Origin of the sequence: Micromonospora sp. C28ISP2-4 (genome assembly GCF_030519385.1) — a bacterium.
Classification (GTDB): Bacteria; Actinomycetota; Actinomycetes; order Mycobacteriales; family Micromonosporaceae; genus Micromonospora; species Micromonospora tulbaghiae.
Genome location: NZ_JAUMKG010000001.1, coordinates 1,334,248 through 1,358,324, shown reverse-complemented (window position 1 = coordinate 1,358,324; position 24,077 = coordinate 1,334,248). Strand labels below are relative to the sequence as shown.

The following is a 24,077-nucleotide window of genomic DNA, read 5'->3' as shown; positions in this document are numbered from 1 at the left end:
CCCGGCGGCGGAGGTGGTTGTGCGCGACCCCTTGGCGGAACCTTCGGACCTGATCCGTAGCGTGTCTCGCGCGCTTCGAGTGCTCGAGTCGGTCGGCCGTGCGCCGAGAGGGCTCACCGTGAAGCAGATCGCCCGGCGCTGCGAGCTGACCGTCGCCACGACCTACCACCTGGTGCGCACGCTCGCGTACGAGGGCTACGTGATCCGGCGCGAGGACGGGACGTACATCGTGGGGTTGGAGGTGGCCGACCGCTACCGCGAGCTGGTCACCGCGTTCCGGGGGCCGCCGGCGGTGGGCGAGGCGCTGCGCCGCGCGGCGACCGACACCGGCTGGAGCCACTACCTCGGCCGTTTCGTCGGCGGGCAGGTGGCGGTTACCGCGTCCGCGGAGGGGCCGCGCTCGCCCTACATGGAAGACCTGGTGCCGGGCTTCGACGAGGGCGCGCACGCCACAGCGCTCGGCAAGAGCCTGCTCGCCACGCTCACCACCGAACAGCGCTTCCGCTATCTGCGCGAGTACGGCATGCGCCCCTTCACCACCGCCACCCTCACCACGGTCGAGGCGTTCGAGGCGGACCTGGCCGCCGGTGACCGGCGCGGCATGCAGCTGGAGCTGGGGCAGTTCCGGCAGGGCGTGGCGTGTGCCGCGGTGCTCGTCAACCCGGACAAGGACATCGAGCGCCGGGTGGTGCTGGCCTGCGCGCTGCCGGCCGGCGAGATGATGACCTCGGCCCGGGTGGTCCGCGCCAAGCTGCTCACCGCCGCACGCGCCATCGCCGACGGCATCGCCTCGGAGAACTGACGAAGGGCCGCCGACCTGGTGGGCCGGCGGCCCCTCGCGGGGCGGTCCAGCGCCGGACCGCCCCCGGGGTGGGTCAGCTGCCGACCGGGCCGCCGTCGAGGCGCCAGGTGACCACCACGCCGGGCTTGGCGAAGTCGCCGTCCGGCCAGGTGGAGGCCGGGTTCTCCACCGACGCGCCGGTGACCTCGCCCGGGTGCTGCACCGCCACGAAGACCGACCGGTTGTCGCCGGTGATGAACGGGCCGCAGGTCTCCGCACCGAGCGGCACGGTGAGGAACTGCTTCAGGTGGCCCCGCTCCGGACCCTCGACGGCAGTGGCGAACAGGCCGTCGTTGCTGCCCAGCGCGTTGCCGTCGGTCGAGATCCACAGGTTGCCGGTGGCGTCGAAGGCGACGTTGTCCGGGCAGGAGATCGGGGAGACCTTGGTCTTGTCGTACCCGGCGAAGTAGGTGGAGGCGTCGGCCGGGTCGCCGCAGACGATCGGCAGCGACCAGGCGAAGGTCTCGGCGGTGTTGTCGCCGCGGTCCTCGACCAGCTCCAGGATCTGCCCGTGCTTGTTGCTGTTGCGCGGGTTCGCCTCGTCGGCAGGCGCCTTGCCGGCCTTGCCGCGGTCGCTGTTGTTCGTCAGCGCCACGTAGACCTTGCCGGTGAGCAGGCTCGGCTCGACGTCCTCCGGCCGGTCCATCTTGGTGGCGCCGACCTTGTCCCCGGCGAGCCGGGTGAACGTGAGCACGTCCGCGGCGGTCATGCCGTCGACGTACGAGCGGTTGCCGCTGACCAGCTTGATCCAGCGGCCGCGTCCGCCGAACCCGCCGTCGGCCGGGAGCTTGCCGGAACCGTCGATCTCGGCGGCCGGGCTGTCGCCCTCGATCTTCGCGACGTAGAGCGTGCCCGACTCCAGCAGTGTCAGGTTGTGCCGCCGCGCCACCGAGGACTTGCCCGGCATGAACTTCTTGTCGGAGACGAACTTGTAGAGGTAGTCGAAGCGCTCGTCGTCGCCCATGTACGCGACCACCCGGCCGTTGCGGGCCACGATGACGTTCGCGCCCTCGTGCTTGAACCGGCCCAGCGCGGTGTGCTTGCGCGGCTCGGCCTGCGGGTCGAACGGGTCGATCTCGACGACCCAGCCGAACCGGTTCGCCTCGTTGGGGTGCTTGGTCAGGTCGAACCGCTCGTCCGCCCGCTCCCACTTGCGGCTGCCGCTCGGGTGGCGCACGTCGGTCGGGATGCCGTACCGGGCCAGCTTCGGCTTCTGCTCCTCCGGTGCGCCGTCGCCGCCGACGAAGTACTGGTTGAAGTTCTCCTCGCCGGAGAGCACCGTGCCCCACGGGGTGACGCCACCGGCGCAGTTGTTGAGCGTGCCGATCACCGTCCGGCCCTTCGGGTCGGCGGCGGTACGCAGCCACGCCGAGCCGGCCGCCGGGCCGGTCAGCTCGAACTTCGTCGCCAGCGCCGTGACCCGGCGGTTGTACTCCCGCCGGCCACGCCGTACCGGCCGCCACTGCCCGGTGTTCTCCACCCGCTCCAGCTCCACCACTGACATGCCGTGCGCGGCCATCGCCACCCGCACCTGCTCGACCGTGAGCGCGTCCTGGCCGGTGAAGCCGGGGAACATCAGGTCCTCGTTGGTGTACTCGTGGTTCACCACGAGCAGCGCGCGCCGCCTGTCGATCGGGAGCACGCCGACGAAGTCGTTGTTGTAGCCGAACTGCTTCGACTGGGCGGCGGCGGTCTGCCGGCCCAGGTCGAACGCGGGTGCGCCGGGCACTACCTCGTCACCCCAGCGGATCACGACGGAGTGGTCGTACCCGTTCGGGACGACGAGGGTGTCGAGCTTGTTCGGCGGGATCGGCTTGAACGTCAGCGCGCCGCTGCCCGGGCGGCCCGCCCCGGCGGGGGGCACCTCGCCGCCGGGCACGGGCGGGGCGGCGGGCGCCGCGGCGGCCGGCGCGGCGCCGGCGAGCGCGCCCGCGGCGGCGCCGCCGAAGCCGAGCACCAGCGCGCCGACCGCGCCGGCCCGGACCACGCCGCGCCGGGAGATCTCGGTGCCGACCACGTCCCCGAAGTACGGGTTGTCGGTCGGGTTCGGCACCGGGTGGTCACACGCGTTACCGCACCGGTACAGACAGGTCATCGCGTCGCGGCTGCCGTGGCGGGTGCCACCCAGCAGTGGAAGCAGGCGAGGCCGGTCGCTCATGTGGTGGAGCCTCCTGATCTCAACGTCGGAAGGCGCGCGGGTGATCGGCTCGCGCGCTCACCCGCCGGACGCTGCCAGGGCACTGTGAGCGGGGATCGGCCCGGACCTGAACCGGACGTGAACAGCTCCGCGCTGAGCTGCGGATGAACCGTTTGGCGTCACGGCACGTATGGAAGGGCGAACGCATCGCCGGTTTCCCCGCCGCCGGAAGCGAGGTACCGCCATCAGTGACCACGACGCCCAACTGCTGCGCGCGCTGCACGACGAGCATGCCGACGCGCTGTACGCGCACGCCCTGCGGCTGGTCAACGGCGATCGGCCCCGGGCCGAGGACCTCGTGCAGGAGACGCTGCTGCGCGCCTGGCGGCACCCCGAGTCGCTGGACCCGCGACGCGGCTCGGTACGCGCCTGGCTGTTCACCACCGCGCGGAACCTCGCCATCGACGCCTGGCGGCGGCGCTCGGCCCGGGTCGGCGAGGTGTACACCGACGAACTGCCCGAGACCGCCGAGACGGTCGACGAGACCGAGCGCGCGGTGGAGGCGTGGACGGTCGCCGAGGCGCTCAACCGGCTCAGCCCGACCCACCGGGAAGTGCTGGTCGAGTGCTTCTACCAGGGGCGTTCGGTGGCGGAGGCGGCCGCGCGGCTGGGCGTACCACCGGGCACGGTGAAGTCGCGTACCCACTACGCGCTGCGCTCACTACGGTTGGCGCTGGCCGAGGTGGGGGTGACCGGGTGACACGCTGCGAGTTCGCGCACGACGACGGGGCGTACGTGCTCGGCGCCCTCGCCCCGGCGGACCGGGTCGCCTACGAGCGGCACCTGGCCGGGTGCGCGCATTGCCGGGAGGCGGTGGCCGAGATCGCCGTGCTCCCCGGCCTGCTGGGCCGGCTCGACCCGGCCGGGCTGGAGCAGTTCCTTGAGGTCGGGCCGGAGACGTCGCGGGTGCCCGCGCTGCTCGACGCCGCGCGCGAGCGCAAGCGCCGCGACCGGTCCCGCTCCCGCCGACGGTACGCGCTGACAGCACTCGCCGCCGCCGCGCTCGCCGTGCTGGCGGGCGTCGGGGTGGGGCTCGTGCAGTCGCCCGCCGAACCGTCCAAGCCGCCTGTGGCGCTGGCCTCCATGCGGCCGGTGGCCGGAACCGTGCCGGTGCACGCCGAGGTGGGGCTGACCGAGACGCCGTGGGGCACCGAGGTCACCATGCACTGCGGGTACGACAGGCGGGCCGGGCACCGGGAGGCGTACACGTTCCGGCTGGTGGCGCACGGTCCGGACGGCGCGACGGAGCAGATCGGCTCCTGGCTCGCCGCCCCCGGCGACGACCTGCGCTTCTCCGGTGTCACCCGCTTCACCAAGGGCGAACTGGTCCGCCTGGAGCTGCTCCGAGGCACAAACGCCCCCGTCCTGGCCTACGACCTACGCTGACCCCGCCCGCCCGCCCGCCCGCCCGCCCCGCCGCCCTCTCCGTCGATCGTGCAGTTTCGGCCCTCGGTTCGGGTCTTTCACCCCTTTCGCCGGGGCGGAAAGTGCAAGATCAGCGCGACGGGGTGGGGGCGGAGGTCGGGGTGGGGGTGCGGGCGGCCAGGCGGGTGCGGTGGGAGTGGCGCAGGGCGTCGGCGGTGAAGACGACCAGGGCGAGCCAGACCAGGGCGAAGCCGGCCAGCCGGGCCGGCGGCATCGGCTCGTGGAAGATCAGCACGCCGCAGCCGAGCTGGAGGATCGGCGCGAGGTACTGCAGCATGCCGACAGTGGACAGCGGCAGCCGGTTCGCCGCCCCGGCGAACAACAGCAGCGGGATCGCGGTGGCGGCGCCGGCGAGCACCAGCAGCGCGGTGTGCCCGGCCGAGACGTGCCCGAACGTCGAGTCGCCGCGCGCCGACAGCCACCCCAGGTACGCCAGCGCCGGCAGCGCCAGCACCGCCGACTCGACGAACAGCCCCTCCGTGGCGGGCAGCGCGAGCTGCTTCTTGACCAGGCCGTACCCGGCGAAGCTGAACGCCAGCGTGAGCGCCAGCCAGGGCAGGCGGCCGTAGTCGACGGTGAGCACCGCGACCGCGAGCGCGCCGACGCCGAGCGCCGCCCACTGTGCCCGGCGCAGCCGTTCCCGCAGCACCAGCACGCCGAACAGCACCGACACCAGCGGGTTGATGAAGTAGCCGAGCGCCGTCTCCACCACCCGGTCGGAGTTGACGCCGTAGATGTACGTGCCCCAGTTGACGGCGATCAGCGCGGCCGCGAGCCCGATACCGGCGAGCGCCCGGGGCCGCCGGGCCAGCTTGCGCAGGAAGCCGGCGTGCCGGGCGGCGGCCAGCAGCAACGCCACGAACGCCACCGACCAGAGGATCCGGTGCGCAAGGATCTCCACCGGCCCGGCCGGGCGCAGCAGCTTCAGGTAGATCGGGAAGAAACCCCAGATCAGGTACGCGCCGACGCCGTACAGGTAGCCGAGCCGGAGCTGGTTCACCGCTCCACCGTAAGTGGTGGCTCGCTCTCCTGGTCCTTATCGGTGACCGGCGTCACCCGCTGATCCAGCTCCATCCACCGATCCGGCGCGACCGGGCGGAAGCCGAGCTTCGCGTAGACGCCGTGCGCGTCGAGCGTCGCCAGCAGGATCCGGCGTACGCCCAGCTCGGCCAAGTGGTCGCGGACCGCGCCGGCCAGCCAGGTGCCCAGCCCGCGACCGCGCTCGGCCGGGTCCACGTAGACGTCGCAGAGCCAGGCGAACGTGGCCCCGTCGGTGACCACCCGGGCGACAGCGACCTGCCGCCCGTCCCCCGGCCGGTAGACGCCGAAGCCGATCGAGCCGGCGAAGGCGCGCGCCACAGTCTCCCGCTCCCGCCCCAGCGCCCAGTACGCGTCGGTGGAGAGCCAGACGTGCACCCGGTCCAGGTCGATCCGGTCCGGGTCGGTGCTGATCTCGTAGCGGTCCGCGCGGGTCAGAGTGAACACCCGCCGACGCTAGCGCCGTCACCCGGGCCGCTCGCCAGCCAATTCCCTACTGCTGGCCTGGTGGCCCCGGGCTGCTGGGGTGGTGACCCCGGCCGGTCGCCACGACGACCGGCCGGGACCCGGCGTCAGTCGCGGTCGAGGACGGCGCCGAGGATCCAGGTGACGATGCCGACGAAGAGCGCGCCCAGCACCGCCTCCGGCCAGAACCCGTCAACGTGGAAGGGCAGCCCGGCCTCACCGGCGATCCAGCTGGTGAGCAGGAAGAGCAGGCCGTTCACCACCAGCGCGATCAGGCCGAGGGTCAGCAGGTAGAAGCCGCACCCCACGGTCTTGATGATCGGCTGGAGCACCGCGTTCACCACGCCGAAGATGACCGCGACGAGCACGAGCGTGATCACCGTCTCGGTGGCCGAGTCGGAATCGAGCGAGATGCCGGGGATGAGCAGGGTGGCGAGCCAGAACGCCACCGCCGTCGAACCCACGCGAATCAGAAGACCCTTCAGGAAATCCATGGCCGGGATCGTGCCACGGGCGTACCACCAGGGGAAGTCGCGTGGCGGCGCGTTCCGTCAGTGCCGGGCCGGACGACCGACCAGTTGCGACTCGACGGGTGTGGGCGAGAGCAGCGCCCAGCGCAGGGCCCGCCGGTTGACCACCGCCACCATGTCGTCGCGGATCCGGGTCAGCCACTCCGCGGAGCCGCCCAGGCCCAGCGCCGCGCCCGCGAGCGCGGCCTCGGCCGGGTCGAGCGGCTGGAGGATCGCCAGGTCGGCGCGGGCCAGCGCGGGGGTGTCGGCCGGGGTCAGCTCGTCGCGGACCACCAGCACCGACTGCCAGGCGGCCGCCGGTCCGGCCTCCGGCGGCACCGGGCCGGCGTCCACCACCACCAGCAGCGGGTGCAGCGGCGAGCCGGGCGCCCCACCGACCGGACGACCCGGCGGAAGCAGCGGTACGCCGCCGCCGACCGTCCCGACACCGCGCACGAACGGTTCCCAGAAGCGGGGACGGCCGGTCTGCACCACCACGCGCGCGTCGAGCGCCAGCGCCCGCAGTACGAGCAGTTGCGCCGCGGGCACGCCGCCGACGAGCAGCACCCGGGTCGTGGCCGGCCGGAACAGGCGGACGGTGAGCGCGGCGCCGTGCCGGTTCGCGCCCACCATCAGGCCGGCGGCGGCGGGTGGCAGGTCCAGCGCGGGCGGGGGCGACCCGGCCGGGGACGCGGCCCCACCGGTCACCGCCAACGGCAGCGTGGCGGCCAACCCGGCCAGGTGCTCACCGTCGAGCCGGCGCAACTCGCCGCCGACGTCACCGGCGACCCGGCGCAACGTGCGTTCCGCGGTCGACAGCTCGGCCGCGCTCCCGGCCGCCACCCGTACCGCAAGCTCGGCCGGGACCGGCGCCGTGCCGGTGCGCGGACCGGCCGTGAGCGCGACCGTGGTGGCCGTGGCCGGCAGCGCGAGCAACCGGCCCACCAGCCCTCGCGCCGCCTCGCCGCGCGGATCCGGCCACCGGCGCAGCCGCCAGGTGGCCTGCGCCAGGCCACCCACGGTGAGCTGGGGCCAGGTCTCCCGCACCGGGGCGCCCGGCTCGTGGTGGGCCAGTTCGGCGATCACCCGCAGCGCCGCGTCGCCACCCAGCGGCCGGGCGGTGAGCGGGCCGAGCCGGCGGACGAGCCGCCGCAGGGTGCCGGACAGCGCCCGCAGCAGGTCCTCGTCCGGCCAGCCGTCGGCGCGCAGCACCTGGACGGCCAGCACCACGCGCGCCCGCCCGGCCACCCGCCCGTCCGTGAGCTGGCGGTACGACGTCCCGGCCGGACCGCCGGCGACAGCGGGCGCGGGTGCGGGCGAGGACGAGAGCACCAGTTGCAACCGGACCGCGGGGGCGTCCGGGCCGGCCGGCGGAAGCAGGTCGAACGGCGTGGGCAGCTCGTGCGTGTGGTCGCCGAGCAGGTCGTCCGGGTCGCCCAGCTCCAGCAGCGCGGTCAGTCCGGCGGCGTCGTGGAGCACGGCCGCCCCGCCGGACGCCTCGCTCGCGCCGACCACCGCGCCCGGCCGGAGCAGCTCCAGCAGCGCCGCCGGATCGGCCGCCGGTGGCAGGGCGCGCCGCCGGGTCAGGTACGCGGCGGCGGTGACGAGCCACTCGTGCAGCCAGCGGCCGCCCACCCGCACCCACGCTGCGGGCAGCAGCAGGGCCGCCGCCAGCAGCGCGACGGCCGTCGGCACGACACCCCGCCCGGCGGCCGCGATCAGCACTGCCGCCGCGACCTGGGTCGCCACTATCTGACCGGCGCGCAGCCGAGCCGCCGGGCGGCTCGTCCACTGTGGCGAACGGACCGGGACGGACACGGGCCGCTCGGACGTGCTCGCGGTCACCGCACCTCCTCGCCGGGCCCTCGCGTGACGCTGCCGTGGCTCATCGTAATGGCCGGGTTGTCCACAGGGGAGCCCGAAGGGGTAGCAGAACCGAAGTCGGACGGCTACCGTCAGCGACGAAATCGTCGAGTCGCGTGTCCGCCGCCGCCGGGCTTCCCCCTCCACCGGCCCCGGACTCCTGTCGACGAGTCCACGGTGGTCACACAATGGCCAGCCACGACCGAGGAGACGAGGTGACGTCCGGGATGTCCCAGACCCAGGCAGAAGCCGCGGTGATGCAGCAGACCGCCGCGAAGTTCGAGCAGGCCGACCAGTCGCTGCAGACCATGCTCAGCGGCCTGATGGCCGAACTGGAGGTGTTGCAGCAGGCCTGGCGGGGCGCCGGTGGGCGCTCGTTCGCGCAGGTCAAGCAGCAGTGGGCACAGGACCAGGCCGCCCTTCACCGAGCGCTGCGCGAGACCGCCAACGCGATCCGCACCGCCGGCCGGCAGTACGACGTCTCCGACACCGAGGCCGCCGGCCGGGTGGCGGGCACCAACCGCGGCATCCAGCTGCCGCTCTGACAACCGGAAGGATCGAATCCATGGAGCACGGTGTGCTGGTCGTCAACTTCGCCGCCCTGCAACAAGCGGGCGCCGACATCCAACGGGCGCTGTCCACGCTGGAGAGTCAGCTCGGTCAGCTCGAACGCGACGCCGCCCCGCTGGTGGCGAGCTGGAACGGCGAGGCCCGCGAGGCGTACGAGGTGCGGCAGTCCCGGTGGCGGGCCGCCTCCCAGGATCTCCAGGCGATGCTGCGTGACATCAAGCTCGCGGTGGAGGACTCCGCGACCGACTACCTCGACACCGAGAAGCGCAACGCCAACCTGTTCCAGTGAACCGACGCCGCGCGGCCCGGGCAGGTGACCCGGGCCGCGCGGCTTCGCGCGTGATCGGCGGTCATCTCGGAGCCGCCGGGCCGGCCGCGCGCCAGCTCCTGCGCGCGCCGCGCGGCAGCACCAGGGCGAGTGCCGCCACCAGCGCCACCGCCCCGCCCGCGACGGCGGCGGCCAGCAGCGCCCGGTCCCGGGCCGTGTCCCGGCGGGACTGGCGAGCCAGCGCGGCCGGATCCAGCCGGTCGGCGGGAAGCGCCGCGCCAGGCCGGGTATGCGGCTCCGTCGCGCCGGCCGACTCGGTCACCGCCCGGTACGGGTTCAGCACCCCCGCGCCGTAGCCCGCGTCCCGCCCCGACGCCGGGTCGGCGGCGGCCACGACCCGACCGGCCACCTCGTCCGCGCTCAGCCGGGGCCGGTACTGGCGCAGCAACGCCGCCGTACCGGCCACGAACGGAGTGGCGTAGCTGGTCCCCTCCGCCCGCTGGTGTCCCGACCGGGGCGCCGCCATCAGCACCTCGCTGCCCGGGGCGACCACGTCCACGTACGAGCCGGTCTGGGAGAACGCCGAGCGTGTCCCGTCCCGCCCGATCGCGCCGACGCCGAGCACCCCGTCGTACGCCGCCGGGTAGGGCCGGGGATCACCGTTGTCGTGCAGGTTCCCGGCAGCGGCCACCACGACCACGTCCCGCCGTACCGCGTAGGCGACGGCGGCGCGTACGGCCGGGTCGTCCGCGTACAGCACGACCGAGAGGTTCAGGACGTCGGCGTCGTGGTCCACGGCCCAGCGGATGGCCTGGGCGAACCCGGCCGCGTCGACAGTACGCCCCGACTCCCGGCCCTCGACCACCTGCTGCTCGCTCACCCGTACCGGCAGAATGCGCGCATCCGGCGCGAGGCCGCGGAACGCGACGCCGGGCTGCGGTGCGGCGGCGATGATGCTCGCCACCCCGGTGCCGTGGCCGGCGCAGTCCCTGGTGCCGTCCCCGCCCCGGTCGAGGAAGTCGGCGCCGTCGAGAACCCGGCCGGCCAGCTGCGGGTGGGACCTGTCCACTCCCGAGTCGACCACAGCGACCACGATCCCGGCGCCCGTCGCGAGCGGGGTGAGCCGATCCGGGGCGTACCGCTGCTGCGGCCACGGCTGGTCCGCCACCGGGCGGGCCGGCGCGGGCGGCGAGGCGCAGCCGGCGGGCGCGCGAGCCGCCGCCGGAGCGGCCGGAACCGCTGTGACGAGGAGCGTCGCCAGGGCGGCCACGGCGGGGTACGCGACTGGCCGAGACATCGACGACCTCCGTAACGTGTCGGCTCCGGAACGCGATGTTAGCGGCTCGCTGACGTCGGAGCCGACCGTCGATGGCCAGAAGTCCTGATCTTGCTGCCACCTTGTAGGTTGTAGGCGATGCCTGTGGCCTGTTCGCGGAAGGAGAGGTGGCCGTGACCGGATGGGAGCCGGCCACCGAGGCCGAGGTGGCGATGCGGGATGCGCTGCGCGCGCAGGACCAGCAGCAGTACTTCCGGGTGCTGACCCGCGTCGATCTCCTGCTGCCGGTCGCGAGCGGGCCGACCGCCGGATGGGGCACCTGGACCTCCGGGGGCCGCACCCACGTGCTGGCCTTCACCTCGATCGCCGCGCTGCGCGCCAGCCTGGGCGAGAAGGCGGGGCCCACCCGCCGCGTCCCCTACCCGGATCTGGCGGCCGGCTGGCCCAACCCCGAGTGGTGGCTGGCGGTCAATCCCGGCCTGCCGATCGAGGGCTACCTGCCGGCCTGGTACGTGGCTCAGCTCTCCCGGGGCGACGTCCGGCTGCCCGGCCGCACCATGGGCGCCCGCGCCCGGCTGGAACGGGTGGAAAACGCCACCCGGGGAGCCCGGAACACGGTGCCCGAGGCCGCGCCCCGCCCGCCGGCCGTGCCCGTACCGGCGGCCACTGTCACGCCTGCCCCGGTGCCTCCCGCCGCCGTCCCGCCGGCCGCTGTTCCGCCTCCCGTCGTGCCACCTCCCGCGGTGCCACCTCCGGCTGTTCCGCCTCCGGTCGTGCCGCCGGTTGTCGGCGCGCCCGCCCGGGACGAGCGGCTGAAGAAGACCGACGAGCCGCCCACCGTGCCGATGCGGGCCGCCTCGGTCCTGGGGCGGCGGCTGCCCACCGTGCCGCCCCGCCGCCGGGCGTCGGACAGCGACGCCCCGAGCCGGACCGCCCCCGGCGACGAGTCGGATACCGACGCCCTCGACGGCTGGCTCACCGATCTGCGCCGCCGCCCGGACGAGCCGGACCCGTTCGCCGCAGCCCCGGCGGCACCTGCCGACGAGCCACCGGCGGCACCCGTCCCGCCGCCGTCCCGCTCCTTCTTCGAACCCTCGTCCGGTGGCCGCTCGGCCCGGCGCCCGTCGCCGCTGGACCCGTCGCGCCGGGCCGGCGACCGGGCCACCCCGCCGACCCGGTTCGCCGGCGGGCAGCAGTTTCCGCGCCGACGGCCGCTGAACGAGCCGGTACGCGAGGGCCCGACCCACGCGTTCGCGTCGCGGCCGCACGAGCCGTCGCCAGTGCCCCGGTCGGACGAGGCGACCCAGGCGTTCCGGCCGACCCGCCCGCCCGAGGACGCCACCGAGGCGCTGCCCCGGCGGCAAGCCGGACCGGCCAACGCGGCGGACGCCGGATCCGCTACCGCCGCCGGGCCGGCCCCTGCCGCCGCGTGGGGAGCCACACCGGGCAGCACCGAGGGCGGGACCAGCCGGTGGGAGACGATCGACGAGCCGGTGGAGGAACTGCCTCCGTCGATCGCCGAACCGGTCTCCGCGCCGCCCGCCGCACGCCGCGACTTCACACCCATCGTCATCGAGGGCACCGTCATCGAGGCCCGCGACCTGACCGAGCCCGCGCCGCTCCGGCCGGCGCAGCAGACCGGTCCGGTGGACGCGGACGAGGGCGCGGCCACACCGTGGGCCGGCGCCGACCCGACCATGCCGCTCTCCGTGGACCCGCCGGTCGCCGACGACACGGTGAACCTCGCCGAGCCGACGCCGTCTCACACCCGGGCCGCCGGCGCGACGGACCGGAGTACGCCGCGCGACGAGCCGGCCGTGCCGCTCGCGTCGTCGTCCGAGCCCACGACGTCGCTGTTCGAGTCGCCGGCCCCGGCAGGCGAGGCGACCGCGCCGCTGTTCACGTCGTCGGCGTCGGCCGAGCCGGCTGCCTCGTTGTTCGACCGGGTGTCGACCGAGCCGACCGGGTCCCTCTCCGGCCCGGCCGAGGCCGAGCCGACGGTCTCGCTCTTCGATCCGGCGCCGGCTGAGCCGACGGTCTCGCTGTTTGACCCGGCGCCCGCTGAGCCGACGGTCTCGCTGTTTGACCCGGCGCCCGCTGAGCCGACGGTCTCGCTGTTTGACCCGGCGCCCGCTGAGCCGACGGTCTCGCTGTTTGACCCGGCGCCCGCTGAGCCGACCGTTTCGTTGTTCGATCCGGTGCCGCCCGAGTCGACGACGTCGCTGTCGAACTCCGCACCGGACGACCCGACCGCGCCGCTGACCGGTCCGGCACCGTCCGAGCCGGCCGCGCCGCTGCCCGACGCCGAACCGGTGGAGCAGCCGACCGTGTCCCTGTTCGCGCCGGCGACCGGCGACGAACCGGTCACCACGTCGCTGTTCGCGCCCGGCGAGCCGACCGTGGCGCTGTCCGCACCGGCACCGGAGACCGCGACCCCCGCCACGACAGCCGGTCCGCAGGCCGGTCGCGGATCGACCACCGCGAGCGCGACCGCCGAGTTCGTACCGGCGAACGACGTCGAGGAGGACCTGCTGGCCGCCGCTGGCAGCGGCAGCACCGACGGCTTCCTCACCACGCTGCTGCTGGCCCGGGTGCTGCTGCCGGTCGCGCCCGATTCGGCAGCCGGCAGCCGGCCGGGTGACAGCGGCTTCGTCTGGCACGCCGATCAGGTCGACGGCGAGAGGTGCGTCTCGGTCTACACCTCACCGGAACGCCTGGCCGAGCACACCGAGGGCCAGGTCGAGACGGTACGGGTAAAGTTCGTCCAGCTCATTCGCAGGTGGCCGGACGTGACGTGGTCGTTCCGGGTCAATCCGGGCAGCCCGGTCGGCGCGACGTACCCGGGGGAGCAGGTCCTCGCGCTCGCCAACTGGGCGGCCGAGGTGGGCCTCGGCGACGACCCGGAGCCGGCCGCCGCGCCGCAGCCGGCGGAACGACAGCGCCCGGAGACGCCCACGATCGCCGCGAACCGGCCGGTGACCATGCAGAAGGCGATCGCGGCGAGCCAGCTCGCGTACTACCTGGAGCGTGGCTACGACCGGGTCTCCGGCTTCGTGCACCGGGCCGGGGAACTGGCGCATCTGCGTACCCCGGCGGAGCTGTTCCGGGCGCTCGGCCTCGGCCACCCCGGTTCGCCGTTCTCCCCCGACGACGAGGAGATCTACCTGCTGCGCTGGCCCGCCTACCGGCCGAGCCTCTACCGGATCCCCTACGGCGGCCCGAACGAGGCGGCGATGCGGGCGATGGAGGGCTGGGTGATCGAGCGGCCCCCGTTCCGCGGCAACGGCTTCGCGCCGGGGGAGAGCAGCGACGTGATCGCCGAGTTCAAGGTGGACAGTGCCCGCCTGCCGCACGGCGCCGAGCTGTGGCGGGTCGGCGCGGACGGTGACAGCAAGCTGGTCGCGGTCCTGGACACCGACGAGCTGCTGTGGCGGAAGGCGGGCGAGGCGTGAGCCGCGACGGCTACGTGGCCCGCTGGCGGGGCCGGGAGTACCAGGCCAGCCCAGACGGGGACGACATCCGCCTCTACCAGCCCGGACCCGGCGAGGGTTTCACCGAGGTACGCCCCGGCCGGTACGTCCGGGTGGTGCCGGCCGGCGAGGTCGACGATCTGGCGTACGTGCGGACCACCTGCACCTGGCAGGGACAGCCGTTCATCGTGCTGGCCGAGCACGAGGGCTGGCTGCGGGTCGAGTACACCGGTGGGCGCTGGCCGGTGGCCGAGGCGATGGGGCTGGAGGCGTTCGACTTCGGCGTCTACCAGGGCTGGGCGCCCGCCGCCGAGGTGGCCGACCTGGGCGAGCAGCGGGTCTGAGTCAGGACTTCGCCCAGCGCAGGATCTCGCCGAGCACCACGTCCCGGGCCTCGACGTGCGGGAAGTGGCCCACGTCGTCGAGCAGCCGCCACTCGTACGGGGCGGTGACGTAGCGGCCGGAGCCCTGGGCGGTACGGGGGAGCGAGGCCCGGTCGAGCGCGCCGTGCAGTTGCAGAGTCGGCGTGACCAGTGGCTTCTGCATCAGCTTCACGAAGCGGTAGCCGTGCAGCCGCAGCACCGAGCGGAACGCCCAGCGGTAGCCCTCCATCGCGCAGAACGCCGCCTGCGGGATCTGCATCGCGACCCGGCAACAGTGGGCGTAGTCGGCGAAGTCGGGGCCGTTCACCCAGCGCGGGCCACCCCACCGGCGCAGGATCTCCTCCACCTCGCCGGCGCCGTCCCGGGTCAGGACGTGCTCGTAGCGGGGCAGCTGGAACTTCAGCGTCGCGGTGGCCGAGGCGAACTGGCCGCGCGGGTCGGCGAAGATGGCCGCCCGCAGCCGCAGCGGGTGCGGCGCGCCGAGCACCACGAGCCGGCGGACCAGGGTCGGGTGGAAGGAGGCGGCGGTCCAGCCGATCAGCCCGCCCGCGCCGGTGCCGACGACAGTGGCCGACCGCTCGCCCAGTGCGCGGATCAGACCGGCGACGTCGGCGGCGAGCGTGTAGCCGTCGTACCCCCGGGGTGGTTTGTCGCTCGCGCCGTAACCGCGCAGGTCGACGGCGACCGCCCGGAAGCCCGCGTCCGCGACGGCCGGGAGCATCTCGTGCCAGGCGTACCAGTATTCGGGGAAGCCGTGCAGGAAGAGCACCATCGGACCGGTGCCCGCCTCGACGACGTGGAACCGGCTGCCGTTGGCGCCGACGAACCGGTGCGTCCACGGCCCTTCGGGCAGGACGCAGGACTCGTCGACGGGTCCGCCGCGCTGGTCGGTCATGGGGCACAGCCTAGGGCCGCCGGTCACCCACCGGCCCCGCAGGTGACCAGGATCAGGGATTTCTCCGGGGCCGTGACGGGCGACGCGGGCCGGCGAGGGATCTCGCCGGCCCACGTGCCTGCCGTCAGCGTAGGTAGTTGCCGAACACCCGGTTCGCGACCGCGTCGCCGGTGGCGAGACCGGCGTCCGCGTCCCACCGGTAGTGCACGCCGAGCCAGAGCCGGCTGAGCGCGTTCTCGTTGGCGGCGGCGGAGAAGGAGGTGAAGGTGCGCTGCACTCCCACCGCCTTCGGGTCCTCGGTGGTGGCCGTGAAGGTGACCGCGTCGGTGCCGTAGTACCGCTTCATGATGCCCGCCCAGGCGCCGGCGAAGGTGGCGTGCCCGGAGATGTACGCCGGGAAGTTCGGCGAGAAGTGCGTTCCGTCGGCGGCGGTGGAGAGTGGCTCCCAGGCCGGCTGCGGAACGGTGTCGGGGTTGCCGTCGTTCTGCGGTTCCGCGATGGCGGTGTCCGGACGCCACAGGTCGATGTCGGTCTCGTACTTGGCGTCCCAGGCGGCGATCGAGGCGTCGGCCATGGCCATGGCGACCAGTGCGAAGAGCTTGCTCGTATTGGCCGTCCCCTTCGCCTTGGCGATGATCTGAGTGTGGGCGAAGAGCTGACCCGGGGGCTTGTACGTGCCGTCCAGGTCGTTGGCCCAGAAGAAGGCCGCCTGGGTCTGGTCGGCGGTGCGGGTGGACCCGGTCGCCGCGCCGAGCCGCCGGACGTCGTTGACCTGGGTTGCGTAGTCGGTGCTGGTGAGCATGGCGGTGATGTTCGGGAAGCCACCCGGCAGCGAGGGCCGGAACTGCGACGACGAGGTCAGCGCGAACGGCTTCACCCGACCCCAGTTCGGGCCGGCCGCGCTGGTGCCCGCCTCGGTCGGACGCCACTGCCCAGCGGCGTTGATCAGGGTGTACGGCGTGTTGACCGTCGAATTGTCGTTCGCCCGCGCGTTGATCATGTTCTGCGCGGTGCCCTCGCCGACGCTGGTGCTCCAGCCCTCGGGGCCGGGTTCGCCGATCGGCGGGTAGGTCCGCGCGCCCTGCCAGTCGGCGGTGAAGTCACGACCCGGGAAGACCGACTGCAGCACCTTGAAGGCGGCCATGTCGACGTTCATGTCGAGGTCGTAGCTCCAGTTGGGGAGTCGGGCCACCTTGCCCAGGTAGGGGGTGCCGACGCTGCCGGACAGCGACGCGGTGGCGTCGTACATGGCCAGGTGCATCATCGCCCCGGCCCGGGCCAGGACGGTCGGCGGGCCACCCACCGCGCGGTAGGTCTTGAGCAGGACGTTGTTCCAGTAGATCGTGTGGTCGAACCCGGCCGGCACCGCGGCGGCCGGGGCCTGGACGGCCACCAGCCCGCCGACGAGTGTGACGGCGCTGAGCGCGAGTGCGGCCAGCCGCCGCAGAGGTGTCCTTCGCAAGGTGATCCTTCCCCGATGGTCGATGGAAGTTCCATCGACATGCATCGATCATCGGGTTTCGGCGTGCTCCGGCGGCAGGGCAGAGCTGACCCTGTCCGCAAGCTGCAAGATCAGATCCAGCCACGCCGGACTGCCGCGATGCCGAGGGTCATCCGGTTCGTCGCGCCGAGCTGTTCCTCCAGCAACTCGAAGTGCCGCCGCACCCAACGGGTGCTCCGGCCCAGGCTCCGGGCGATCGAGTCGTCCTTGGCTCCGACCGCCGCCAGGCGCAGGATCTGAAGCTGGACTTCCTGCGGGCGGTCGTCGCCGGTGGGCTCCCGGACTGCCATCGGAAGGCCGGCCGCCCAGGCCGAGTCGAAGAACTGGGTCGCGAGTCGCACCAGCTCCGGATGGCGGAGCAGCAACCCCGACGGTCCGTCCGCTTGGGGCAGGGAGAGCAGGGCGACCTCGTCGGCGAGCTGTAGCGTGACGGTCAGGTGGGGCAGTACCCGGTGCTGGTGGGTCGAGCGCCCGATCTCCTCGATCGCCTCGCGGAAGGCCGGCTGCTCCAGCCGCGTACGGGCGAGCACGCTGCGGTGGGCGGTGTCGCCTGGCTGAGGCACAGGGTGCTCGTGCGCCGGCGAGGCTGTCGTCCCGCCGTGCAGGAGGCGGCAGCCCGTCCCGTCCCGGGCGCACAGCCGGGCCGAGAGCCGGTGGAACTCCGTGCCGTCCGGCACGGTCTCCACCGGGATGCCGGCATCGGCCTCCCGGACCAGCCGGCGGGTCCACCACTCCAGGTCGGCGTGGGCTTCGGTGAGCTGGCGCTGGGCCCGCCGCAGGTCCTGCTGGCTGGCCGCGATGGATCGGCGCAACTCGTCGAGAAGCGGGCGCGTGGTTGCGGCCTCAGCTTCCGAGGCACGCCCGTTCGTTGGATAGTCGGTGTCGTCGGCCAGCACTGTCGTGGACATCGTCGCCACCCCCGTGGACGGCGGGGGCGGACCGCCGGGCGCATGACGCGCGTCGGCCGTCTGTTACCCCCGTACCAGACATCCACGATGATGGTTGTCTGGCCAGAGGTGGTCAATCAGCCGTTCCGCCCTTGCCGCCCGGCTGCGCGTGTGCTCTTGGTACGCGTGCCGCTACCTCAGGTGACGCTCAGTCGGTGATCCGCATCGGCACGCCGGGTCCGCAGTCGACGGAGCGGTCCCGCGAGGTGAGCCGCAGCGTGACGAACTCGCCCTTGCGCAGCTCACCGGCACCGGGGCCGTACACGGCGTACTCCGTGCCGTTCTCGTCCATCAACCCGTAGCACGGCCCGGGCCCACCACGGGTGATCCACCCGCCGACGACGCCGTTGGGTCGATTGTCGGTCGGCTTCTTGGGCGGACCGACGGGACGCCGCAGCGTCGGCAGTTCGGTGGCGGACAGCGGCGTGGGACGGTCGGCCGGCGTGCCCGCGCCGCTCGCGGCCGGCACGTCGGCTCCCGGCGCCGGTGGTGTGGTGGGACCGGTTGGGACAGGCGGGATGGGCGGATGGCGGTCGTCGGGCACGGATCCTCCGTCTCCGGCGCAGCCCGCGGCGGCGAGCAGCGCCATGGCGAGCGCAGCCGGCAGTGCGGTACGGGGTCTCACTCGGATGGGACGCGGGCGCGAGCCCACAGGTTCCCGGATAGGGCGATGCCCGGGCGGTTCGACCGCCCGGGCATCGCTGTGGTGCGACGATCCGTGGATCAGGAGATGCGGATCTTCATCGAGGTGCCGTTCTGCTCCACCACGCGGATCTTCACCCCGTTGTTCGGGACCTTGACGCCGTGGTTCGGCAGCTCCGGGAACCAGTACTGCTTGCTGTCGTCGAACACCGGAGCGGCGGCCTGACCGCGGATGTACTGCGGCTGGCTGTTGATGTGCAGGGTGAACGAGTCCGCCTTCTTCAGGCTGAACGGCGCGTCGTAGACCTGGACGCGGGCCCGCCAGGGCTGGCCGGTCAGGTTGTAGATCGGCCGCGGGTGCGCGTCGATGTACAGGTTCCGGCCCTCACCCGGGTGACCACCCGGGTTGGCCTCGGAGGCCGGAGCGGTGTTGTTGTCCGCCCAGCGCAGGTTCCAGTACGAGATCAGCAGACCCTCCTGGTACGCGTAGTGGTCCACCCAGTCCGGGCGGGTGTTCGCGTAGCCGAAGAAGTACGGGCCGGTCTTGAGGTACTTGTCGTACGAGACGTACGACCGGTTGCCAGCGATGTAGTAGTTGTCGAACTTGCGGGTGTAGGTCTCCTCGGCGATGGTCCAGCCGTTGAGAGCCCAGCCGCTGGCGCCGGCCTCGGCACCGTCGGTGAGCACCGTCTGGCCGTCGGCGGTCACGGTGATCGCGTCACCGTAGAAGCCGCCGTCGGAGACACCGCCGTCCGTCTGGTAGCGGAGCCGGAACTGCACGACCTGGCCGGCGACCGCGTCCATCGGGATGTTGACGTCGACCCACTGGTCGTTGCTGGAGCCGTCCAGTGCGTAGCGCCCGGGGGAGATCTCCTTCAGCGGGTCACCGTTGGCCGTACCGGGAAGCGAGACCCAGGTCTGGCCGCCGTCGGTGGACGCCTCGAAGAACAGGTAGTCGTAGTCCGCCTCGATGTTGTAACGACCCTTCATCGACAGCGCGGCGCTGGTCTTCCCGGTGAGGTCGACGGTGCGCGTCATCGTGTTGTTCAGGTCGTCCGCGTTGCCCGAGAAGAACTGCTTCGTGCCCTCGAACGGCTTGCCGTTCTGGAACGTGTACTCCCGCTGCGGCAGCACGACCACGACGCCCTGGGGCTTCTTGGAGTTGTACTCCTGCGGGCCGATCTCCATGGTGCGCTTCTGGCCGGCGACGACCACCTCGTAGTCGAGCCAGCCGAGCTGGAGCTTGTTCCACGCGCCCAGGTCGCCACCGCGCTCACCGATGCCACCGTCGTTCTTCGCGCCGAGCCGGCTCTGGGCCATCAGGGTCCAGTGCTCGTTGTTGTTGTCGACGCTGGCGCCGGTGTTGTAGTCGTCCGGCAGACCGAGGTCGTGGCCGTACTCGTGGTAGAAGACGCTGCGGCCACCGTTCTCCGGCTGGATGGTGTAGTCACCGATCCAGACGCCGGTGTTGCCGATCTGGGTGCCGCCGGCCGGGAAGTTCTCCGGGCCGGTGTTGCCCTGGTCGCTGGCGAAGGCGTACCACCGGTGGCTCCAGATGGCGTCCTCACCCTGGTACGGGTCACCGTCGGCCTCGTCGCCGCCGGCGTGGACGATCTGGAAGTGGTCGATGTAGCCGTCCGGCTCGTTGAAGTCGCCGTCGCCGTCGAAGTCGTACCGGTCCCACTCGTCCATCGCCTTGACGTCCGCGGCGATCTCCGCGTCGGAGCGGCCCTGTGCCTTCTGGTCGGCAACCCACTGGTTGGCGGCGTCGCGAACCAGCGCCCAGGTGTTGTTGCAGACGTTGCTGTTGCAGACCGCCGGGTCGTCGCCGTTGGCGTCGTTGGGATCGTCGCCGGAACGGCCGTAGCGAGCCTCGTTGTACCGCACCTTCACCCAGTTGGTGACCTCGCCGTCGACGCTGTACCGACCCGAGGACTGGGCCTCGTAGTACTGCTTCAGCGACTCGTCACCGGGAGCGGTGCCGAAGTACAGCTTCCGGTAGTGGTCGGCGCTGTAGTCCGCCTGCCACACCGTGGAGTTGTCCACCGCCCGGTTGGGCTGGGGGATCTGGTTGCGGAGCGGACCGTCGAACCGGGCCGGGCCCGGGGTGTCCGGGTCGGTGTCCTGGTCCGGGTAGTTCGGGTGCCGCTCGTCGCCGAACTCCGCGAGGATGACGAAGATCTTGTCGGTCCGTTCGCGGGAGAGTTCGACGTACTGGTCCTTGGTCGGGCCCTTGCCGGCCTTGGTGCTCTTGGCTGCCTTGCCCGCCGCGGGACCGGCGACAGCCTGCTCGCCGACCTTGACGACCTTGCTGCCGTTGATCTTCTGGGCCTTCGCCCTGCCGGACAGGACCTCGCTGAGGCCCTCCTGGCGCAGCGCGCGCCGCTTCTCCTCGAGCGGGTTGGGCAGGTCGTGCTCAGCCTGCGCAGGCTCGGCCACCGACGGGGCGGCGGCCGGCAACTTCGGCGTCGGCGCGGCGCTGGCGGACGTGCCTGCCACCAGCCCCGTCGCGGTCAGCGAAAGCCCGAGCAGACCCACTGCGACTTTGCGCACGTGGTACCTCCGGTGTGAGGGAACCGGCCCAACTGGGGGTACGGGCCGGTGGATCGTCCCACTAGTGGGACCAAGGGTGAACATAGACACTGCTGCGACTGGTGGGAAGATGTGTGCGTCGATTTGTAGCAACTTTTTGTTGGGGATGCTTTTCGCCGTCACACGTCGGCCCACCACGGAGTCGTTGACCAGCAGCGATGCCTGGATCATGAAGTGCAGTGACAGGCATGGATCGATCGCCCACGCAGAAGGGCCGGGAGCGCTCGCGCTCCCGGCCCTTCCCTCATCGAGCCCGTTCAGCTCATTTTCCGGTCATTCCGGTTCCGGTTTGAACGTACGGTTCAGCTCCGCGGCGGGACCACGTACACCTGGGCGTACGAGTTGTCCTTGGCGGCGCGCTTGATGATGATCGAGACGCCGTACTGGACACCCGCGTCACCCGGGTTGCCGGTGCCGAGCACGATCGCCCCGCCACCCAGCGTCGAACCGTAGTACTCCGTCGCCGGGGTACCGTCCGGGTTCACCACACGGGTCGTGTACTGCTGGTTCCCCCGGGACGGGATGACCACCGAGGCGTCGTTGTCCCGCGCGTACGCGGCGCCGTCGCGGATCTCGATGCCCGGGTACCAGCCCTTGGCGTCGGTGAAGCCGCGCACCGGAGCCTGCGGGCCGAACTTCGTGCAGTACTCGCTGTACGGCTCGTCCGGAGCCTCCAGGCACTCCTTGAACGGGTACGTCGGCTTCAGGCCGAACGCGGCGTTGGAGGACTGCGGCCGGCTGGGCAGGTTCTTCAGCACCGACGGGTCCTTCTCGGCCGCGACGCCCTTGCGACGCAGCGGGTCGTTGTGCGAGTCGACGATCAGCAGACCGCCCTTGGCGCCGTAGCTGGGCAGCGCGGTCATCTGCGCGGTGACGTGGTTGACGTCGCCGAGCTGGGTGTCCCGGTACCAGACCAGCATGCCCGGCGCGTTGTACGCGATCCGGTCGACCTTCCACGCCTCGTGCGAGTAGACGGTGTCGTAGGTGTACTTCAGGCCCTTGTCGAAGCCGTCGAAGTTACGCCACTCGGCCAGGTAGTAGTGCGACTTCACTTGGGTGCCCGAGTCGATGTACCAACCCGCGCCGCTGGTGTCGGTGAAGGTGCCACCGGTCTGGGTCCAGCCCGCCGCGCCGCTCTCCACGTCGTCGCTCCACGTGGTGGCGCCGCCGCCGGTCACCGAGAAGTCGTCGGCGAACCAGCCCCGCTCCACGAACGCCTCGTCGGTGGCGTAACGCAGCCGCACCTGCACGGTCTGCCCGGCGTACGACGACAGGTCGACGTAGTCGTGGCGCCAGCCGTTCGTGCTGCCGGTCAGGCCGTACTTCTTGTTGCCGAAGTCGACCATGCGGCCGTTCGGGTCGGCGTAGCCGTCGTTCGTGGAGACCAGCGCGCCGCCCTCGGCGTACACCTTCTGCTCGCTCCAGGTGGCGCCACCGTCGGTGGAGACCTCGACGAAGCCGTAGTCCCAGTCCGCCTCGATGACGTAGTTGTTCCACATCCAGAACTTCGCGTCCGCGGCGTTCGGGACGGTCACGGTGCGGCTGAGCTTGACGTCGGCCCAGTTCTGGTCGGCGCCGGAGTACCACATGTTCGAGCCGCTGTGCGGCGTGGCCAGCGAGATCACCTTGTCCGGCAGGTCGATCTTGATGCCGTCCTCGGTGCCGACCGGCGTACGCGAGGTCTGCCCGAGCTTGACCAGCTTGGCCCGGTCACCCGGCCCGAACGTCTTCGGCTCGGCCCAGCCCAGCACCCACTTGTCCCAGAGGCCCATGTGGGTGGGCAGCGCCTGGAAGATCTCGCCGGAGTGCGAGCCGGACGCCATCAGGTCCCAGAAGTCCACGTCCGAGTCGGCGTTGCCGGAGGTGTCGTAGAGGTCCGGCAGGCCCAGGTCGTGCCCGAACTCGTGGGCGAAGACGCCGACGCCGGCGTCCTCCGGCTGCACGATGTAGTTCGACACCTTCAGGTTGGTGCCCGGGATCGTGTAGCCACCGGCCACCGTCGAGGAGTGCGCCCAGACCGAGTAGATGCCGACGTCGCCGCCGCCGCGGGACTTGCCCTGGTTGGCGTGCACCAGCACCAGGTGGTCGATCACGCCGTCCGGCTCGTGGTAGTTGCCGTCGCCGTCGCGGTCGCTCTGGTCCTCGATGTCGTAGTCGGCCCACGGGAAGTCCGGGTCGGTCGCGGCCAGCGCGTCGATCGCGTCGGTGGCGAGCCGGCCCGCGCCCTGCGGGTTGTCCGGGTGGCCGTTCATCGACTGCTCACGCCCGGCGACCCAGTTGCCGTTCTCGTCCTGGAAGCAGCGCGAGGCGGCGTACCAGCCCTCCGAGTGCGGCACCGTGATCCACGGGCTGGCCTGCCCGTCCACGGTGTACGCGCCCTTGGACATCTCCAGGTACATGTTGTGCATGGTCCGCCCGGCGAGGCTGATGCCCGGCTTGCCGTCCGGCCCCTTGAGGTCCTTGCGGACCCGCTCGGTGATGCCCTTCTTGCTGTACAGCATCTTGTCGTAGTGGGCCGGCGAGAAGTCCGGCACCCACATCGAGTTGTTGTCCTTGTGCGGCAGCGTGGCCGGGTTCGGGATCGTGTTGTGCCGCGGCCCGTTCTGCACGGTGCCGGGAACGCAGGTGCGGTCCTCGAACACCGTCTTCGGGACCATCACGTTCGTGAAGTCGTCGTTGGCCTTGTCGTTGAACTCGACGAGCAGCGTCAGCAGCTTGGCGGTCTGCGTGCTCTTGGCCTTCTTGATCTTCCGAGGGCTGTGGCCGGTCCGGATCGACTTGGCCTCCAGCTTGGCCAGCTCGCGAGCCGCGATCGGGTTGCCCCCGGCGTACTTGCGGTCGTAGGCGCGGGCCTCGTCCGCGGGCGAGGACAGGATTCCGTCCCGGCCCTTGACCTCCTTGCCGCCGGTGTCCGGCTGCACCTCGGGCTCGGCGTAGTTGATGTAGTGCTCGTCCGCCCCGATCGTGACCGGTGCGGACCGGGACGGCTGGGCCGCCGCGCTGCCCGTCACGGTCAGCGACGTGGCCGCGAGCGCGATGGCGGGCAGCGCGACGAGTAAGCGTCGCCGTGCCCTGTGCTGCGACATGGGGAGCATGCCACTCCGTTCGTAGGGAATGGTGGGGACCGGCCGTGAGACTGACACTCGTCGAAATTCGCCGGTGCGGCTGAACGTAACCGACAAGCAGCGACATCGA

General features: G+C 72.4%; 19 protein-coding genes. 7 read left to right on the top strand and 12 right to left on the bottom strand.

Features of this window, described 5'->3' with window-relative positions:
* The first annotated feature begins 19 nt into the window (after positions 1 to 19).
* The gene (locus tag Q3W68_RS06515) at positions 20 to 802 is read left to right on the top strand and encodes an IclR family transcriptional regulator (RefSeq protein ID WP_302904567.1); all 783 of its coding nucleotides are present in this window, start codon (positions 20 to 22) and stop codon (positions 800 to 802) included.
* A gap of 73 nt (positions 803 to 875) precedes the next feature.
* Here the strand turns inward: Q3W68_RS06515 and Q3W68_RS06510 are convergent, their stop codons facing one another.
* Positions 876 to 2,999: a PhoX family phosphatase gene (locus tag Q3W68_RS06510; RefSeq protein ID WP_302904566.1), complete on the bottom strand. Its 2,124-nt coding sequence runs from the start codon at positions 2,997 to 2,999 to the stop codon at positions 876 to 878.
* A gap of 169 nt (positions 3,000 to 3,168) precedes the next feature.
* Here Q3W68_RS06510 and Q3W68_RS06505 point away from each other — a divergent pair, with 169 nt between their 5' ends.
* Both Q3W68_RS06505 and Q3W68_RS06500 read left to right on the top strand, forming a co-directional pair.
* The gene (locus tag Q3W68_RS06505; RefSeq protein ID WP_302904565.1) at positions 3,169 to 3,738 is read left to right on the top strand and encodes a sigma-70 family RNA polymerase sigma factor; all 570 of its coding nucleotides are present in this window, start codon (positions 3,169 to 3,171) and stop codon (positions 3,736 to 3,738) included.
* Positions 3,735 to 4,424 (top strand): anti-sigma factor, encoded by a 690-nt coding sequence (locus Q3W68_RS06500; protein ID WP_302904564.1) that lies wholly within the window; start codon positions 3,735 to 3,737, stop codon positions 4,422 to 4,424. Before Q3W68_RS06505 ends, Q3W68_RS06500 begins: the two co-directional genes overlap by 4 nt.
* 109 nt (positions 4,425 to 4,533) lie before the next feature.
* On the opposite strand, the gene rarD is transcribed toward Q3W68_RS06500, so the two are convergent.
* The 4 genes from rarD to eccE form a co-directional block, all read right to left on the bottom strand.
* Positions 4,534 to 5,463, bottom strand: coding sequence for an EamA family transporter RarD (gene rarD / locus Q3W68_RS06495; protein ID WP_302904563.1), 930 nt, complete (start codon positions 5,461 to 5,463; stop codon positions 4,534 to 4,536).
* Positions 5,460 to 5,948 (bottom strand): GNAT family N-acetyltransferase, encoded by a 489-nt coding sequence (locus tag Q3W68_RS06490; protein ID WP_302904561.1) that lies wholly within the window; start codon positions 5,946 to 5,948, stop codon positions 5,460 to 5,462. Before Q3W68_RS06490 ends, rarD begins: the two co-directional genes overlap by 4 nt.
* A gap of 125 nt (positions 5,949 to 6,073) precedes the next feature.
* The gene (locus tag Q3W68_RS06485; protein ID WP_013283623.1) at positions 6,074 to 6,460 is read right to left on the bottom strand and encodes a phage holin family protein; all 387 of its coding nucleotides are present in this window, start codon (positions 6,458 to 6,460) and stop codon (positions 6,074 to 6,076) included.
* A 57-nt stretch (positions 6,461 to 6,517) separates the two neighbouring features.
* Positions 6,518 to 8,320, bottom strand: a complete 1,803-nt coding sequence (gene eccE, locus Q3W68_RS06480; protein WP_302904560.1) for a type VII secretion protein EccE — start codon at positions 8,318 to 8,320, stop codon at positions 6,518 to 6,520.
* A 245-nt stretch (positions 8,321 to 8,565) separates the two neighbouring features.
* Here eccE and Q3W68_RS06475 point away from each other — a divergent pair, with 245 nt between their 5' ends.
* Positions 8,566 to 8,883: a WXG100 family type VII secretion target gene (locus Q3W68_RS06475; RefSeq protein WP_302904972.1), complete on the top strand. Its 318-nt coding sequence runs from the start codon at positions 8,566 to 8,568 to the stop codon at positions 8,881 to 8,883.
* 20 nt (positions 8,884 to 8,903) lie between these two features.
* Positions 8,904 to 9,197 (top strand): WXG100 family type VII secretion target, encoded by a 294-nt coding sequence (locus Q3W68_RS06470; protein ID WP_013473567.1) that lies wholly within the window; start codon positions 8,904 to 8,906, stop codon positions 9,195 to 9,197.
* Between the two features lie 61 nt (positions 9,198 to 9,258).
* Here the strand turns inward: Q3W68_RS06470 and mycP are convergent, their stop codons facing one another.
* Positions 9,259 to 10,473: a type VII secretion-associated serine protease mycosin gene (mycP, locus tag Q3W68_RS06465; RefSeq protein WP_302904558.1), complete on the bottom strand. Its 1,215-nt coding sequence runs from the start codon at positions 10,471 to 10,473 to the stop codon at positions 9,259 to 9,261.
* Positions 10,474 to 10,625: 152 nt separating this feature from the next.
* Here mycP and Q3W68_RS06460 point away from each other — a divergent pair, with 152 nt between their 5' ends.
* Both Q3W68_RS06460 and Q3W68_RS06455 read left to right on the top strand, forming a co-directional pair.
* Positions 10,626 to 13,904: an SseB family protein gene (locus Q3W68_RS06460; RefSeq protein ID WP_302904557.1), complete on the top strand. Its 3,279-nt coding sequence runs from the start codon at positions 10,626 to 10,628 to the stop codon at positions 13,902 to 13,904.
* Positions 13,901 to 14,266, top strand: coding sequence for a hypothetical protein (locus Q3W68_RS06455; RefSeq protein ID WP_302904555.1), 366 nt, complete (start codon positions 13,901 to 13,903; stop codon positions 14,264 to 14,266). The genes Q3W68_RS06460 and Q3W68_RS06455 overlap by 4 nt, the downstream gene beginning before the upstream one ends.
* 1 nt (position 14,267) lies before the next feature.
* On the opposite strand, the gene Q3W68_RS06450 is transcribed toward Q3W68_RS06455, so the two are convergent.
* The 6 genes from Q3W68_RS06450 to Q3W68_RS06425 all read right to left on the bottom strand — a co-directional run bounded on the left by Q3W68_RS06450 (position 14,268) and on the right by Q3W68_RS06425 (position 23,968).
* Positions 14,268 to 15,200, bottom strand: coding sequence for an alpha/beta fold hydrolase (locus tag Q3W68_RS06450; RefSeq protein ID WP_302904554.1), 933 nt, complete (start codon positions 15,198 to 15,200; stop codon positions 14,268 to 14,270).
* Between the two features lie 124 nt (positions 15,201 to 15,324).
* Positions 15,325 to 16,662 (bottom strand): vanadium-dependent haloperoxidase, encoded by a 1,338-nt coding sequence (locus Q3W68_RS06445; protein WP_302904553.1) that lies wholly within the window; start codon positions 16,660 to 16,662, stop codon positions 15,325 to 15,327.
* Between the two features lie 110 nt (positions 16,663 to 16,772).
* Positions 16,773 to 17,609 (bottom strand): hypothetical protein, encoded by an 837-nt coding sequence (locus Q3W68_RS06440; RefSeq protein WP_302904552.1) that lies wholly within the window; start codon positions 17,607 to 17,609, stop codon positions 16,773 to 16,775.
* Positions 17,610 to 17,796: 187 nt separating this feature from the next.
* Positions 17,797 to 18,117, bottom strand: a complete 321-nt coding sequence (locus Q3W68_RS06435) for a hypothetical protein (protein WP_302904551.1) — start codon at positions 18,115 to 18,117, stop codon at positions 17,797 to 17,799.
* A gap of 254 nt (positions 18,118 to 18,371) precedes the next feature.
* Positions 18,372 to 20,828, bottom strand: coding sequence for an immune inhibitor A domain-containing protein (locus Q3W68_RS06430; RefSeq protein ID WP_302904971.1), 2,457 nt, complete (start codon positions 20,826 to 20,828; stop codon positions 18,372 to 18,374).
* Positions 20,829 to 21,184: 356 nt separating this feature from the next.
* The gene (locus Q3W68_RS06425) at positions 21,185 to 23,968 is read right to left on the bottom strand and encodes an immune inhibitor A domain-containing protein (RefSeq protein WP_302904550.1); all 2,784 of its coding nucleotides are present in this window, start codon (positions 23,966 to 23,968) and stop codon (positions 21,185 to 21,187) included.
* Positions 23,969 to 24,077 lie beyond the last annotated feature (109 nt).

Coding starts and splice junctions, on each gene's coding strand:
- Q3W68_RS06510 (WP_302904566.1), bottom strand. CDS start 2,999: ATGAGCGACCGGCCTCGCCTGCTTCCACTGCTGGGTGGCACCCGCCAC.
- Q3W68_RS06505 (WP_302904565.1), top strand. CDS start 3,169: ATGGAAGGGCGAACGCATCGCCGGTTTCCCCGCCGCCGGAAGCGAGGT.
- Q3W68_RS06485 (WP_013283623.1), bottom strand. CDS start 6,460: ATGGATTTCCTGAAGGGTCTTCTGATTCGCGTGGGTTCGACGGCGGTG.
- Q3W68_RS06475 (WP_302904972.1), top strand. CDS start 8,566: ATGTCCCAGACCCAGGCAGAAGCCGCGGTGATGCAGCAGACCGCCGCG.
- Q3W68_RS06470 (WP_013473567.1), top strand. CDS start 8,904: ATGGAGCACGGTGTGCTGGTCGTCAACTTCGCCGCCCTGCAACAAGCG.
- mycP (WP_302904558.1), bottom strand. CDS start 10,473: ATGTCTCGGCCAGTCGCGTACCCCGCCGTGGCCGCCCTGGCGACGCTC.
- Q3W68_RS06450 (WP_302904554.1), bottom strand. CDS start 15,200: ATGACCGACCAGCGCGGCGGACCCGTCGACGAGTCCTGCGTCCTGCCC.
- Q3W68_RS06440 (WP_302904552.1), bottom strand. CDS start 17,609: ATGTCCACGACAGTGCTGGCCGACGACACCGACTATCCAACGAACGGG.
- Q3W68_RS06425 (WP_302904550.1), bottom strand. CDS start 23,968: ATGTCGCAGCACAGGGCACGGCGACGCTTACTCGTCGCGCTGCCCGCC.